The 14,059-nt window shown below is 68.2% G+C and carries 13 protein-coding genes; 4 read left to right on the forward strand and 9 right to left on the reverse strand.

Going from position 1 to position 14,059, the window contains the following annotated elements; translation table 11 throughout:
* The first annotated feature begins 10 nt into the window (after positions 1–10).
* Positions 11–271 carry a hypothetical protein gene (locus M6B22_RS06195; RefSeq protein WP_269444903.1) on the forward strand — a complete coding sequence of 87 codons (261 nt, stop codon included), beginning with the start codon at positions 11–13 and terminating at the stop codon, positions 269–271.
* A 22-nt stretch (positions 272–293) separates the two neighbouring features.
* Here the strand turns inward: M6B22_RS06195 and M6B22_RS06200 are convergent, their stop codons facing one another.
* The 5 genes from M6B22_RS06200 to M6B22_RS06220 all read right to left on the reverse strand — a co-directional run bounded on the left by M6B22_RS06200 (position 294) and on the right by M6B22_RS06220 (position 6,684).
* A complete protein-coding gene (locus tag M6B22_RS06200) occupies positions 294–1,049 on the reverse strand; it encodes an SDR family NAD(P)-dependent oxidoreductase (RefSeq protein WP_269444904.1) in 756 nt (251 codons plus the stop codon).
* A complete protein-coding gene (locus tag M6B22_RS06205) occupies positions 1,046–2,764 on the reverse strand; it encodes an N-acyl-D-amino-acid deacylase family protein (protein ID WP_269444905.1) in 1,719 nt (572 codons plus the stop codon). Before M6B22_RS06205 ends, M6B22_RS06200 begins: the two co-directional genes overlap by 4 nt.
* Positions 2,765–2,804: 40 nt before the next feature.
* On the reverse strand, positions 2,805–4,442 hold the full coding sequence (locus M6B22_RS06210) for a flavin-containing monooxygenase (protein WP_269444906.1): 1,638 nt from the start codon (positions 4,440–4,442) through the stop codon (positions 2,805–2,807).
* 2 nt (positions 4,443–4,444) lie between these two features.
* Positions 4,445–5,401, reverse strand: coding sequence for an alpha/beta hydrolase (locus tag M6B22_RS06215; RefSeq protein ID WP_269444907.1), 957 nt, complete (start codon positions 5,399–5,401; stop codon positions 4,445–4,447).
* 65 nt (positions 5,402–5,466) lie between these two features.
* Positions 5,467–6,684, reverse strand: coding sequence for an amidohydrolase family protein (locus M6B22_RS06220; protein ID WP_269444908.1), 1,218 nt, complete (start codon positions 6,682–6,684; stop codon positions 5,467–5,469).
* Positions 6,685–6,799: 115 nt separating this feature from the next.
* On the opposite strand from M6B22_RS06220, the gene M6B22_RS06225 reads away from it, so the two are divergent.
* The 3 genes from M6B22_RS06225 to M6B22_RS06235 are packed head-to-tail and all read left to right on the forward strand — an operon-like array spanning position 6,800 to position 8,868.
* Positions 6,800–7,204 carry a Zn-ribbon domain-containing OB-fold protein gene (locus tag M6B22_RS06225; protein WP_269444909.1) on the forward strand — a complete coding sequence of 135 codons (405 nt, stop codon included), beginning with the start codon at positions 6,800–6,802 and terminating at the stop codon, positions 7,202–7,204.
* Entirely contained in the window at positions 7,201–8,361 is a 1,161-nt protein-coding gene (locus M6B22_RS06230) for a thiolase C-terminal domain-containing protein (protein WP_269444910.1), read from the forward strand. Before M6B22_RS06225 ends, M6B22_RS06230 begins: the two co-directional genes overlap by 4 nt.
* A 33-nt stretch (positions 8,362–8,394) precedes the next feature.
* The gene (locus M6B22_RS06235) at positions 8,395–8,868 is read left to right on the forward strand and encodes a pyridoxamine 5'-phosphate oxidase family protein (protein WP_269444911.1); all 474 of its coding nucleotides are present in this window, start codon (positions 8,395–8,397) and stop codon (positions 8,866–8,868) included.
* Here the strand turns inward: M6B22_RS06235 and M6B22_RS06240 are convergent.
* The 4 genes from M6B22_RS06240 to M6B22_RS06255 all read right to left on the reverse strand — a co-directional run bounded on the left by M6B22_RS06240 (position 8,842) and on the right by M6B22_RS06255 (position 14,031).
* Positions 8,842–11,454 carry a CaiB/BaiF CoA-transferase family protein gene (locus M6B22_RS06240; RefSeq protein ID WP_269444912.1) on the reverse strand — a complete coding sequence of 871 codons (2,613 nt, stop codon included), beginning with the start codon at positions 11,452–11,454 and terminating at the stop codon, positions 8,842–8,844. The two genes, M6B22_RS06235 and M6B22_RS06240, sit on opposite strands and share 27 nt — an antisense overlap.
* A gap of 114 nt (positions 11,455–11,568) precedes the next feature.
* Positions 11,569–12,231 carry a FadR/GntR family transcriptional regulator gene (locus M6B22_RS06245; RefSeq protein ID WP_331459792.1) on the reverse strand — a complete coding sequence of 221 codons (663 nt, stop codon included), beginning with the start codon at positions 12,229–12,231 and terminating at the stop codon, positions 11,569–11,571.
* A 318-nt stretch (positions 12,232–12,549) separates the two neighbouring features.
* Entirely contained in the window at positions 12,550–13,293 is a 744-nt protein-coding gene (locus M6B22_RS06250) for a FadR/GntR family transcriptional regulator (protein ID WP_269444914.1), read from the reverse strand.
* 81 nt (positions 13,294–13,374) lie between these two features.
* The gene (locus M6B22_RS06255; RefSeq protein ID WP_269444915.1) at positions 13,375–14,031 is read right to left on the reverse strand and encodes a hypothetical protein; all 657 of its coding nucleotides are present in this window, start codon (positions 14,029–14,031) and stop codon (positions 13,375–13,377) included.
* Positions 14,032–14,059: the final 28 nt, after the last annotated feature.

Consider the following 14,059-nt stretch of genomic DNA (forward strand, 5'->3'; position numbering starts at 1 on the left):
TGGATCGGTCATGCCTGCATCGACCTCGAATCACCGAGACGACGGCCACCTCTACATCGCCTTCGCCGAAGGCGCGCCGGCGGATCGACACGTCAGCGCCGTGCCGCTGGTCGCCGGCCTGGAGGCCCTGTGCGGGTACCCCGTGATCGCGACGTCCGCGCCGACGCCTTGGCGGCACGCGATCGCGGCCGCCACCTGTCCGGCCTGCCAACGCGCCGCCATCGCGGTCGCGGGCGCGGGCGCTCTCACGCGCGAGTCGGTCGTCGGCTAGGTCGGCTGGCGGGCGAACCACGTCACTGCGCGGTCAGCCCGCCGTCGACGACCAGTTCGGCCGCGGTCATGTAGGACGATTCGTCCGACGCCAGGAACAGCACCGCGTAGGCGACTTCATCGGGCTCGCCGAAACGGCCCATCGGCAGCTGGGCCATCCGGCGATCGCGGTACTCCTCGGTGGTCCGCTCGAACATCTCCGTCCGGATGACGCCGGGGCACACCGCGTTGACCCGGATGCCTTCGGCTGCGTACTGAATGGCAGCCGCGCGGGTCAGCTGGCGGACGGCTCCCTTGCTGGCCTGGTAGGCGACGAAGCCCGCCTGCCCGACGATGCCGGAGATGCTGGCCAGGTTCACGATCGACCCTCCGCCGGCCGCTCGGAGCGAGGGCGCGCCGTGCCTGATTCCGAGGAAGACGCCCGTCTGATTGATCTCGATCACCGATCGCCAACCGGCCACCGTTTCGTCCTCGAACCCCCCTGGTCGAACGACGCCGGCGTTGTTCACGAGAATTTGGATCGGCCCGTACCGAGCCTCGGTCCGCTCGACCGCGTGCTCCCAGTCCTGCGCGCTCGTGACGTCGAGGTGTACGAAGTCGACCTCCAGGCCGTCCTGACGCAGCTCGCCCGCCAGCTTCTGTCCGACGTCATCGTTGAGGTCGCCGATCATCACGCGCGCACCGTGCCGCGCCAGCAGGCCGGCCTGGCTCGCGCCGAGGCCCTGAGCAGCGCCGGAGACGAGGGCGATCTTGTCGCTGACGCGCCCCACCGCGTTCACGCGGCCTCCCGGCGGGAGCGAAGCAGCCGCCCGGGCAACGCGTCGGTCGATCGGCCCGCGGCATACGTGAGTTCGCCCCGCACAAAGGTGTACGCGTAACCCTCAGTTCGTTGCGAGAGCCGTCGGCCACCTCCCGGCAGGTCGAAGGTCATCGCCGGCGGGTACAGTCGCAGTCCGTCCAGGTCGATCACGTTGATGTCGGCCTTGAAGCCAGGTGCCAGCACGCCTCGATCGATCAGTCCGACCGTGCGGGCCGTCTCCCGGCACTGACGACGGATCACGTCCTCCAACGCGATGCCGTTCGTTCGGTCCCGGGCCCAGTGCTGCAGGAGCGTCGTCGGGAAGCTCGCGTCGCAGATCGTCCCTACGTGTGCTCCCCCATCGGACAGACCGGGAACGGTGTAAGGGTCGGTGAGCAGTTCGCGTACGACGTCCAGCGAGCCGTAGGCATAGTTCGACGAGATGAGGTACAGCATCGTCGTGCCGTCCCCCGCCGCGATCAGGTCGTACGCGAGCTCCTGCGGCGCCCGGCCCACCTGCTCGGCGCGGGCGGCGATCGAGGTCCGTGGATCTGGTTCGTAGTTGGGCGGGTCCGAGAGCTCGTACATTTGCGCGTACCGGTGGATCAGTCGCCCGCCGACGAGGTTCTCGTCGACCAGCTCGTCCTGGGCGACCAGAGCGGCCGCCTTGACCGCAGGGTCACGCATGCGGAACGCCTGGTGATCGACGGGCAACGACGCGAGCTGTCGCAGTACCGGGTTCAACATGAACGGATGCAACGTGCACTGCAGTCCGAGCAACAGGCCGATGCCCCGCGCGGGGACCTGACCGCGCATCCGGTGCCCGGCTTCGTTGGCCCGGCGCAGCTGCCGCAACACCTCGCGGTAGGTCTCCGGGGTGTCGTGCCGCTGTCCCAGCGAGACCGAGAGCGGACGCCCAGAGGCCGCGGTCATCGCCGTCATCAACTCGAAGTCCGCCGCGACGTCCGGGAAGTCCGTGACCAGCTGCAGCACACCCTTACCTGTGCGCCCGATCGCCGCGGCGATGGCCACGAGTTCGTTGTCCGGGGCTTCGTAGGACGGGATCAGCTCTCCGGTGACGCTCTTGTGGTTCAGGGTGCGCGACGTGGTGAACCCGAACGCGCCGGCCTCGACCGCGTCGGCGGCCAGCTCGGCCATCGCGGCGATCTCGATATCGTCGGCCACCTCGCGCGCGCTGGCCCGCTCCCCCATTGCCCACACCCGGAGCGCCGCGTGCGGTACCTGCGCAGCCACGTCGATGTCGAACGTCCGCGCATCGAGCGCGTCCAGGTACTCCGCGAACGACGACCAGTTCCACGCGAGCCCTTCGTGCAACGCCGAGCCCGGGATGTCCTCCACACCCTCCATGAGCTCGATCAGTCGGTCGTGATCGTAGGTATGGGACGGCGCGAATCCGACACCGCAGTTTCCCATGACGACGGTCGTGACACCATGCCAGGACGACGGGGCCAGGCGTGAGTCCCAGGTGGCCTGTCCGTCGTAGTGCGTGTGGATGTCCACGAAGCCGGGAGCCACGACGGCGCCGCTTGCGTCCACTTCGCGCCGGCCGAGGCCGCCGACCCGACCCACCTCCCGGACGGTGCCGCCGGTGACCGCGACATCGGCACTGCGGGCGGCCGCGCCGGTTCCGTCGACGACGCAGCCACCTCTGATCACCAGGTCGAACTCGCTCACTTCGCCTCCATCGTTGGCTCTCAGCTGGGTCGGGTACCGGTCAGGGCTCGAACGTGAAGCCCGGGTAACCGGCGGCGACGATCCGCTCGCACTCCGCCTGGTAGGCATCGACGCCGCCGGCGTAGAGTGTGAAGCGTCTTGGCTTGCCCGGGATGTTCGCGCCCATGTACCAGGAGTTGGCCCGCGGGTAGAGCGTCTGCTGGGCCAGCGCGTCCACATGGTCGGTCCAGTCGGCCTCAGCCTCGGCCGTGGGCTGAACGGTGCCGTACCCGCGCGCCTTCATGCTTTCGAGGATGCCGACGATCAGCTCCACGTGATGCTCGATCGAGACCACGACGTTGCTCAGCACCGACGGGCTCCCGGGGCCGGTGACCAGGAAGAGGTTCGGGAATCCCGTCGTCATGAGGCCGAGGTACGTATGCGGGGCGTCGGCCCACGACTCGCTCAGCGCCCGTCCCTGCTCGCCGCAGATGTCGATGGCGAACAGCGGCCCGGTGATCGCGTCGAAGCCGGTCGCGAAGACCAGATCGTCGAGCCGGTACTCCCCGTCTTCGGTGCAGATTCCGTGCGCCGTGACGGACCGGATAGGAGACTCGCGGATATCGACCAGACTCACGTTGTCGCGGTTGAACGTCTCGAAGTAGTCGATGTCGACGCAGATGCGCTTGCTGCCGATCGGATACCCCTTCGGAGTCAGTCGCTCCGCCAGGTCCGGGTCACGAACGGTCTGCCTGATCTGCCCCCGCACGAACTCGGCGGCGGTCTCGTTGGCATCGAGATCGGTGTAGAGGTCCGCGAACGCGGCGAGGAAGTTCGCGCCGCCGCCCATCGCCCAACGGCGGGCGTACTCATCCGCCCGCTCAGCCGGCGAGGCCGTCAGCGCCGACTGGCTGCCGCGGTCGACATGGATCCCCGACCGCGAGCGCCGGTTGAGCTCCCGGCGGGCGGGGTAGTCGGCTCGGATCGCGGCCAGTTGGGCGCTGGTCAGCGGACGGTTGACGGCCGGGATGCTGTAGTTGGGCGTTCGTTGGAACACCGTCACGTGGCCCGCCCCGCGCGCGATGGCGGGAATGGCCTGAATGCCAGTCGATCCGGTGCCGATCACGCCAACCCGACGATCGGCGAACTCGACTCCGTCCGCGGGCCAGCGCGCCGTGTGCAGGATCCGGCCTTCGAACGCGTCGAGGCCGGGCAGGTCCGGCACGTACAGGGTCGACAGGTTGCCGATGGCGAAGATGCACAGCGCGGCCGAGACGTGCTGGCCGGAGTCGGTGGACACCGCCCAGCGCCGATCCTGCTCGTCGTAGTGCGCCGCCATCACCCTCGTGCCGAACCGGAAGTCCCGCCGCAGGTCGAATCGATCCGCGACATGGTTGAGGTATCGCAAAATCTCCGGCTGGGCCGGGTAGCGCTCGGTCCACACCCACTCCTGCTCCAACTCGGCGGAGAAGGAGTAGGAGTAGTCGACACTCTCGACATCGCAGCGAGCACCCGGATAGCGGTTCCAGAACCAGGTTCCACCAACGTCGTCGCCGGCTTCGAAGCCGGCCACCGACAGGCCCAGCTCGCGCATTCGATGCAGCGCGTACATACCGCCGAATCCGGCACCGACAACGACGACATCGACGTCCGTGACGTTCTTGCCCCCCGGCGTCGGGCTCGTCAGGTTCGCTTCCATGGTCAACCTCGCTGTTCACTGATCGTTCGCGCAGGGCCGACACACGAGCGCATCTCGTCGAGGATCGCGGTGAACGCGACGCGGGCAGACGGCTGGATGGCGTACCGGGACAGGAAGCCGTGCATCTGACCGTCGAACCGGCGGGCTAGGACCGGCACGCCTGCGAGCCGCAGGCGGTCGGCATAGGCTTCGCCCTCATCGCGCAGGACGTCGTGCTCGGCCGTGATCACGAGCGCCGCTGGAAGCCCGCGCAGATCGCGGACGCGCAGCGGCGAGACGGCTGGGCTCGTCCACACCGACCGGTCCGGCGCGTACAGCTCCCAGAACCAACGCATGGTGTCTCGCGTCAGCAGTAGCTGGTTCTCCGGATCCCGATAGGACGGCGTCTCCAGGTCGCCATCGGCGACCGGATAGATCAGCACCTGCAAGGCGACGGGCGGCCCGGCCGCGTCTCGGCTGCGGACAGCGGCGAGTGCGGCCAGGTTGCCGCCCGCGCTGTCACCGGCCACGATCAACGGCCCACCAGATGTCCATTCGGACTGCACCCGGCCCGCCCACCTCACCGCATCCCACGCGTCATCGACCGCGGCGGGAAAAGGGTGCTCGGGCGCGAGCCGATAGTCGACGATCGCGACCACGCAGTTCGTGCCGAGGGCGATCTCACGACCGAGCGCCTCGTAGTCGTCGACCGCTCCCACGACGAAGCCGCCTCCGTGGAAGTAGACGACGCACCCGTTCGGGTCCGTTGACGGGCAGAGCACCCGCACGCGCATCGCCGAGCCGTCCGCGCGGGGCACCAGCACGTCGCTCGCGCGGTGAACCGGTCGCTGTTGGGCCGCCGGCAGCCGCGACCGCGCCACCTGTTCGCGGGCCTGGGCGGGGGTCAGCTCGTGGAGCGGACGGACACCGAGATCGGCAAGCTGCTCGAGCACTCGACGGCTGTCGGCGTCGAGGCTCATCGTCCGCGTGACTTCGCGGCGCCAGCGTCCCGCCGCCCAGGCGCCGGTCGGTAACCGGAGGTCATTTAGAGGCTGCCCAGGGCACTCGGCTTGAAGCGGAAAAGACGCTCGGCGTTCCCGCGGGAGATCTGGTATGCGGTCTGGGCGTCCAGCCCGGCCAGGGCCTTGTCCGCGTATCGGATGCTGTTCGGCCAGGTGGAGTCCGAGTGCGGATAGTCGGTCTCCATCATGATCTTGTCGATCCCGATCTTTTCGATGATCTCCATGCCGTGCGGGTCATGGATGACGCAGCCGTACACGTTCTGGTGGTAGTAGTGGCTGGGCAGCTCGGGCAGTCGCTCACGGGTGTCCGGCTGGTGTTCCCACGTCCAGTCCGCGCGCTCGAGCACAAAGGGAACCCAGCCGATGCCGCCCTCGGAGATCGCCAGCTTGAGCCGGGGGTGCCGGACGAACACCCCGCTGAGCAGCCAGTCGAAGCAGCTGATCAGGCCGTTGAAGGGTACGAAACCGGCGCGGACCGACGGCGGCATGTCGTCCGCCGTGATCACGGTCGCCGACGAGGATCCGATGTGAATGCACAGCGGTAGGTCCGCGGCAGCCATAGCGGCAAAAACCGGATCCCAATGGCCGGCGCCGTCGTGGATGGACGGCAGCCCGAGCTTCCAAGGATTCTCGGTGAAGGTAATACCGCGTGCGCCCTTGGCCGCCGTACGCTCGATCTCCGCGACCGCGAGCTGCGGGTCCCACAACGGCACGATGCACAGCGGGATGAGTCGGCCGGGCGCGGAGCCGCACCACTCGTCGATCATCCAATCGTTGTAGGCCTGCACGCAAAGCAGCGCGAGGTCCTTGTCCTTCGCCTCGAGGAAGATCTGGCCGGCGAAGCGCGGGTACGACGGGAACGCCAAGGAACCGAGCACTCCATCGCGGTCCATCTCACGCACGCGCGCCAGCGGCTCGTAGTACGCCGCCGGCATCTCGGCAAAACTCCGCGGGGCGAAGTCGTACTCGTCCTGCTCTCGGCCGGCCACGGCGCCGAGCCCACTGGCAGATGTGGGGACCAGGGTGTCCTCGTAGGCCCACAGCTCGACCGGCCGCTTGGTGTCGACGGTGAAGTTGCGGCTGCGCAGCATCGCCGCCAGCTCGATGTCCTCCGGGCCGACGTCCCGCACGATCACCCGCGGACCGACCTCGAGATACCTCTTGGGCAGGCGGTCCTGCCACACCCCGGCCGGTTCGATGATGTGATCGTCGACCGAAACGATTGCCAGGCCCTCGCCCATCGCTCACCCCAACTGTGTTCGCCGTTGCGCTTCCGACTACAAGCTAGTAGTTAATGACTGAGTGTCAAGTGTCAGACTAATGTCTAATTACATGAACCGCTATAGGAGGTCATCCGTGTCTGCCGTCGCACCCGTCGAGACTCCGGAAACCGCGTACATCTGGGCCGGCTACCGCGCCGGGCAGCTTCGCCTACAGCTGTGCGACGGGTGCGGCCACCCACGATTCCTGCCCGCGTACCGCTGCTCCGCGTGTGGATCGCCCGACTACACGACGATCAGCTCGGCCGGTGCCGGACACGTCTATAGCTTCGCCGTCACCCGCCGACCGGAAGAGCTGCCCCTCATCCACGACTTCCCGGTGATCGTCCTCGTGGAGCTCGACGAGGGCGTGCGGTTGATCTCGAACCTGGTCGATGTCGCGCCGGCCGATGTGCAGATCGGCCTCAGGGTGCAGGCGTACTTCGACCCGGTAACGGCGGAAGCGACCGTGGTTCGGTTCCGTCCGGTGAGCGCCTCGTGACGGCCGAAATCACACCCGTCATCGCCGGGATCGGCGCGACGGAGTTCTCGACCAGTTCCGGCCGCAGCAACATGTCGCTCGCGGTGGAGGCAATCAGCCGGGCAATGGCGGACGCCGGTCTGGACAGTCGACAGATCGGCGGCCTGGTGACGTTCTCGGTCGATCCAAACGACCCGGTGTCGACGGCGACGGCTCTCGGGCTCTCCGAGCTCACCTACTTCTCCATCACGCCGTACGGCGGTGGCGGCGGCTGCGCGAGCGTCCAGGACGCAGCCATGGCCGTGCGCGCCGGCCTCGCCGACGTCGTAGTGGCCTACCGAGCGGCCAACCTGAGGTCGGGAACCCGGTATGGGCGCCCAGGGCCCCTGACGACATCCCCAGCGGAGAACCTCTATCTGCCCTATGGCCTGGTCACACCGGCTCAGCGAGCCACGCTGCTGACGACGCGTTATCTCTCCGACTTCGGCCTCACCAATCAGGACCTCGCTCCGGTTGCCGTGACGCAGCGGCAGTATGCGGCGACGAACCCCAAGGCGCGATTCTTCAAACGTCCGATCACCGTCGAAGATCACCAGAACTCGCCCTGGATCGTGGAGCCTGCCCTTCGACTGTTCGACTGCTGCCTGGAGACCGATGGCGGAGTGGCCGTGGTCGTCACCCGTGCCGACCTGGCGGCCACGCTGGACTGCACGCCGGTCGAGATCCTCGCCACGGCCCGCGCCATGATCGGCGGTACCGGCGGGATCCTGAAAAACTTCTATCGCCCGCGGATCTACGAACTCCCCGAGACGCGCGCCGTGGCCCGCCAGCTCTTCGACGCCTCTGGTCTTCGCCCATCCGATATCGACGTTGCCCAGTTCTACGACCACTTCTCGCCGTTCGTCCTGCTCCAGCTCGAGGCCTTCGGGTTCTGCGAAGACGGCACCAGTGCCACCTTCGTCGCCGACGGCCAGACCCGCATCGACGGGCGGCTGCCCGTCAACACCCACGGCGGGCACCTGTCCGAGGGGTATCTGCACGGCATGAACGCCATCACCGAGGCCGTTCGGCAACTCACCGGGAACGCGGCCAATCAGGTGGACTCCGCGCGACACGCACTCGTCTCCTCTGGTCCGGGCCTGGCCACCAGCGGTCTCATTCTCCGGGCGGCGGCCTGACCGCATCGCCACCGATCCGATCGAAGGAGCCCCATGGCCAACCAGCGCGCGCTCGTTCGCATGTCCGAGGCGGAGATCCAGCACTTCCTTTCTGGCCCGCACACGATGTGCCTCTCGACCGTGGACAAGGACGGCTTCATCCACTCGGCCGCTATGTGGTACGCCCTCCTGGACGGACAGGTTGCCGTGCTGGCCAAACGTCGATCACAGAAGGTCGTCAACGCCCTCAGGGGTGGGCGGCTCACCGGTCTCGTGGAGGACGGCACGACGTACACCGAACTGCGCGGTGTCTGCCTCATCGGCACGCCGCGCGCCGATGACCGGCCCGAGGTCAAGGTGCGCGTGGCCCTATCGCTTTTCGATCGCTACAGCCCCGACGGCGCCACGTTCGATGCGCAGGCATCGACCTACAACCGGATCGTGCTGTGGATCGAGCCGATCAAGGTCGCTTCGTGGGATCACGCCAAGCTGCGTCCGAAGTCAGAGGACACCCTCCCGCGCGAGTGAGGCGATCTCATCGGCGGACAGCCCGAGGATCTCTCGTAGCACGTGCTCGGTGTCCTGCCCGTAGTTCGGTCCACTGCGATCGAACGGTCCGCCGATGTACGGCGGCGTTTCGCTGAACGCGACCGGCACCTCTTTGACCGGCCACCGCCCGATCTCGGCCTGGTCCAGCTCGACCAGCCAGCCCAGGTGCGCCAACTGCGGATCGGTGTCGCAGCGATCCTCAGCGGTCTGGCAGACGCCCGCCGGCACACCAGCGGCCTGCAGCGCAGCCATCAATGCGAACGGCTCCCAGTCCCGCGTGGCGCCGGCCATCAACGCGTCGAGACGATCCTGGTGCTGTATCCGATCGGCCAGGCTGACGAAGTCGGCGTCGTTCGTCCACTCGACCCGGCCGAGAACGCGCGTGGCCGCGATCCAGTGCTCCTGCGTGAACGCCGCTATCGCGATCCACCGGTCAAGACCGTCCGTCGGGTAGACGCCGTGCGGAGCTGCCGGCCGGTAGGGCGATCGATTGCCGATGCGCTGCCAACTGCGGCCGTTCGCGCTGTGATCGAGCACCGCCGTGCCGGTCAGATAGAGGCCGGCTTCCACCTGGGACGAGTCGATCCAGCAACCGCGACCGGTCGCGTGCCGCCGGTACAGCGCCGCGAACACGGCCAGAGCCATCTGGTATGCGCCGAACCAGTCGAGGTACGAGTAGCCGATGCCCGCCGGACCGTAGGGCTCCGGCAGGCCGGACATGTCGCTGAGCCCCGACATCGCCTGGGCGGTCGGCCCAAACGCCCGCAAGCCGCGGTACGTTCCGTGCTGGCCCATGCCGCTCTGCTGTACGTAAACGAGATCGGGCTTCACCGACCGCAGCACGTCGTAGCCGAGACCCATCCGGTCCATGGTCCCGGGCGAGAATCCTTCGACGAGGACGTCGGCGGTACGAACCAGTTCGAGCAGCAGCTCCCGTGCTCGGGGAGCTTTGAGGTTTAGGCTCATCGCCAGCTTGCCGGCGTTGATGTCCATGAAGGCGCCGCTGCGATTGACACTCGTCGTAGGCGTCGGGGTCAGCGGCCCGGTCGCCCGGTCGCGCTCGGCCCGGCCGCCGTCCGGCGCGGTCCCCAGACCGCCTCGCATTCCGTCGAGCCGGCTCTCGTGCTCGACCTTGATGACTTCGGCACCGTGCGCGGCAAGGAATCGGCCGGCGCCGGCACTGGCCAGGAACCAGCTGAGGTCGACCACCCGGACACCGTCGAGCGCGAAGGGCTTGCCCCGTGGGCTCAGCCGGCCCGGCCCTGACGTAGGGGGCGGTATCGACCGGGGACGAGTCGCACGCGCGGCCACCTCGGCGAGCACGCTCTCGGTGTGCTCGCCGAGCATCGGGGCGCGCGGGCCCGTGCGCCACCCCGCGTCCGGGCAGAACCACCGCGAGGTGACGTGGGTGAAGGCCCGACCGAGCTCGGGGAACTCGACGTCGGTGAAGGTGTCGCGCGCTAGCCAATGGGCATCGCCGACGTTCTCCTCCGGACGGCGCACCGGCGCCCACGCCATGCCCGCCGCCTGGCCCTCCAACCACAGGTCCCGGTCATAGGTGAAGCTGCGCACGAAACGATCGACGACCGCGTCGACGTGGAACAGGTTCTCCGGGCGGTGCAGCACCGCCGGGTCGGCGTACCTCTCATCGGCGAGATCGTCCGCCAGCCCGTACGACGCCAGCACCTTGGCGATCGTCGACACCGTCGATCCGAAGCCACGCAGGTAGGTGCGGTAGGGCAGAATCCACCGGCCGTCCTTCGTGCGGGAGACGCCGGGCGTCATAACTCCGGCCGCACTGGCCGAACCGTCGGTCCGCCGGCCGAAGGAGTGGCGGCAGGTCAGCCGTCCGTGCGGAACCCGGTTGAAGATCCAATCCGGCACGTCGGTCTCGGTGTTACCGCTGACGACCTGGTGCACCGACGCGCTCAGTCGCTGTCCGCGACCGGACCGCTGACGGCTGAGGAGCGCGACGATCACCTGCATCGCGGCCAGCTCGCCCACCATGTGGTAGGCCTGCCACATCTGCGGAGCCACCGGCGGCGCGTCGTACGTGCCGTCCGGCTCCGGGTCGTACCCGCAGTTCATGATCACGCCGCCGAGCGCCAGGTGGATCAGGTCGCTCCCCTGGTAGTCCGCCCACGGACCGGTGTCGCCGAACGGGCTGATCCGGACCTGGACCAGACCCGGATTGCGCTCGGCCAGTACGTCCGGCCCCAGTCCCCGGTCGGTGAGGTAACCGCGCGGGCGTGAGTCGATCAGCACGTCGGCGTCGGCCACCAGCTCCAGGAATCGATCCCGATCCTCGGTTGCGTCCAGGTCGAGGACGACGCCACGCTTGCCGAAGTTGTAGTGCCAGAAGTGCAGACTCCGGTTCGGGTGCGGGATGTCGTCGAGGAACGGCCCGAACGCGCGCGTGCGTTCGCCTCCGAGCGGCTCGATCTTGATGACATCGCCACCGAGCCCACCGAGCAGTCGTCCGCAGAACTCGCCGAGTTCGTCTGCGACTTCGACGATCCGGACGTCCGAGAGAAAGCCTGCCTGCTGGTCCTGGTCGGTCGACAACAGCCTGCTCCTGGTCAACTAGCGACCGCGCTGATCCGCGGCCCATCTGCCATACATCAATTGTCAGGCTATTATATGGAACGCGAAGAGGCTAGGTGTCGGCCGAAAAATGACCTATCGAGCGCGCCGGGCCGAGGCCGGGCGACGGGTACTTGGCGCACCCTGCGCCACGCTGGCCAGATGCGCCAGATGTGACCGCGTGGCCCGCTCGGCCCGATCGGGGTCGCCCTCGGCGATCCCCTCCAGGATGTCTCGATGCTGCCGGACGGCTTCGCGCGCGCTCTCGGCAGAGTGCCGCACCAATCGAACCGGCTGGGTCAGGTCGTGCAGCGCGCCCAGGAGGGCGGCCAACACGTCGTTGTGCGTCGCCCGCGCGACCAGATAGTGGAACTTGGCGTCGAGCGGGGGGACCGCGGGATCCTCGAACGTCATAACCCGTTCGGAGTCGAGCACGTTGCGGATCGCGGTTACGTCGTCCTCGGTGCGGTTGGTCGCCGCCAACCGAGCGGCCGGGATCTCGAGGATCTCGCGAACCATGGAGATCTGATCGTGGTCGATGGTCCCAAGCGACAGCGTCGCCCGCATCGACGCGGCGATCATCTCCGCCAGTTCCGTCGGGCCGATCTGGCGCACGAAGCTACCGCCGGTCGCGCCCGGCTGCGTGAGGATCAGGCCCGAGGCGGCGATCGACCTGAGCGCCTCACGGATGGTCGCCCTCGACACCCCGAACAGCTCGGCAAGTTCGGCCTCGCTCGGCAGCTTGTCGCCCTGCTGCAACTGGCCGGTCGTGATCGCCTCCCGCAGCTGCTCCTCGACCTGCAGGCGTGGGCGCTTGACACTCTTGGGGTTGAATCCGGTTGGCGCAACCACGCAGTCACCTCGGCGCTAGAAATCGCATTTATCTTACATCAGACATCAAGACGCTCGACTCGGACTCTATAGCAAGTCCGAACGCAAATCAGCTAGCCGGCTGGTGGAATCGTAGGGACAACTCTGCCACGTAGCGCCAATTTCGTCCCGCCCGAGGCGCGCGCAGCCTGCCTCAACCCAACCGGTCTGACAGTTAGCCAGGGCCAGCTGATCCAACCCTGGCGGTCACCGGGCTCCGGCGACGCGCTTCGGCGCGCGCTTACGGGCCGCCTTCGGGCTCGCTGATGCTGGCGTGCGCGCCGACTCGAGCACATGCCGGCGCGAACACTTCTCCGCTTGATCCGGGTCGCCGGCGGCGATCGCCTCGAGGACCTCCCGCTGCGTAGGCGAGTTCGCGCCGCGCGCGCTGTCCGTGTCCGCCACCGGTTCGGTGAGCTGTCGCATGGCGCCGAGCAGGGCGGACAGCACGTCGTTGTGGGTAGATTTCGCGACCAGTGCGCCGAAGGCGGCCGCGCTCGGCTTGTCGTTCTCAGCATCGGCGTCGCTCGCATCGAGCGCACCTCGGATCTCAGTGACGTCCATCGCGCTGCGGTTTGTGGCCGCGAGCCGGGCGGCCGGAACCTCGAGCAGCTCACGCACGACCCGGATGTCATCTCGGCTGACCGTGCCGAGCGCGAGCGTGGCACGAATCGGGACGGCGATCATCTCGGCCAGTTCGGCGGCGCCGAGCGTGCGGATGAAGCTGCCGCCGCTCGCCCCGGGCTGGGTGTGGATGAGCCCCGATGCACCCAAGGAGCGCAGTGCTTCACGCACGGTGACTCTGGACACGCCGAACAGCTCAGCGAGCGCCGCCTCGCTGGGCAGCTTCTCCCCTTGCTTGAGCTGCCCGCTCGCGATGGCCTCGCGAAGCTGGTCCTCGACCTGCAGCCGAGGCCGCTTGACGCTCGTCGGAGAGAACTTGGTCGCCATTCGCGCAGCCTCCATTTGTCGGTCGGCTGCATATTCTAGCGTCAGACAGTGAACTGCTCTGCACCCTGCGGGGCGCCGCGCTCAAGCGGCAAGTACAACACCCAGGATGGCGCGGACCCGACCGAGCAGATCGAGATCCCGGGCACCGAGGCCTCGCCCGCGTCCGAGCCACAAGCGACCGACCTGATCACCGTCCTCTTGGAGCGGCCAGGTGTGGCACGCCTCGCCCGGCAACACGACGGTCTCGTTCGGCGTGGCGCGTACCGACGAGCACCGCGGCGAACCGCCGTACTCCTGCGCGCGCGAATCCTGGATCAGGACAGTGCGGTCGATCGTGCGGGCCAGCTCCTTCGTCAACGCTTCGATGCCGGCCGATCGGTCGGGCCCGTCGAGCGACTCGGCCACCGCCGCGGCGGCGGCCGCGACCAGGGTCGTGAATCTGTCGTCCGCGGATCCCGTGACCTGGACCCGGATCTCCACCCGCTGGTCGCCAGCGGCGTGCTTCCAGGTGCGAACGGATCCGGCGACGCGCGCCCCGGCCGACCACGAACCGCGCTGGCAAACACCGGCCGGCGTCGTCACGGCCAGCTCGACGGTCCGCGCTGCCAGCCCGTCGCCCACTGCTCGGGCCAGTCGGTCCAGGGGCGCCGCAGACTGCGATCCGACGATCCGCAGCTCCGGCGAGGCCGGCGTGGGGGCGTCGTAGTCGGCCTCGGCGCGCAGCATCCTGTGGTTCATCAGCCATCCTTCCGCTGGTCTGGCCGAG

Source organism: Jatrophihabitans cynanchi, assembly GCF_027247405.1.
Lineage (GTDB): Bacteria > Actinomycetota > Actinomycetes > Mycobacteriales > Jatrophihabitantaceae > Jatrophihabitans_B > Jatrophihabitans_B cynanchi.

What these genes read in the sequence shown, in the direction of transcription:
- M6B22_RS06235 (WP_269444911.1), top strand. Translation starts at nt 8,395, where the DNA reads ATGGCCAACCAGCGCGCGCTCGTTCGCATGTCCGAGGCGGAGATCCAG.
- M6B22_RS06215 (WP_269444907.1), bottom strand. Translation starts at nt 5,401, where the DNA reads ATGAGCCTCGACGCCGACAGCCGTCGAGTGCTCGAGCAGCTTGCCGAT.
- M6B22_RS06195 (WP_269444903.1), top strand. Translation starts at nt 11, where the DNA reads ATGCCTGCATCGACCTCGAATCACCGAGACGACGGCCACCTCTACATC.
- M6B22_RS06220 (WP_269444908.1), bottom strand. Translation starts at nt 6,684, where the DNA reads ATGGGCGAGGGCCTGGCAATCGTTTCGGTCGACGATCACATCATCGAA.
- M6B22_RS06255 (WP_269444915.1), bottom strand. Translation starts at nt 14,031, where the DNA reads ATGAACCACAGGATGCTGCGCGCCGAGGCCGACTACGACGCCCCCACG.
- M6B22_RS06210 (WP_269444906.1), bottom strand. Translation starts at nt 4,442, where the DNA reads ATGGAAGCGAACCTGACGAGCCCGACGCCGGGGGGCAAGAACGTCACG.
- M6B22_RS06250 (WP_269444914.1), bottom strand. Translation starts at nt 13,293, where the DNA reads ATGGCGACCAAGTTCTCTCCGACGAGCGTCAAGCGGCCTCGGCTGCAG.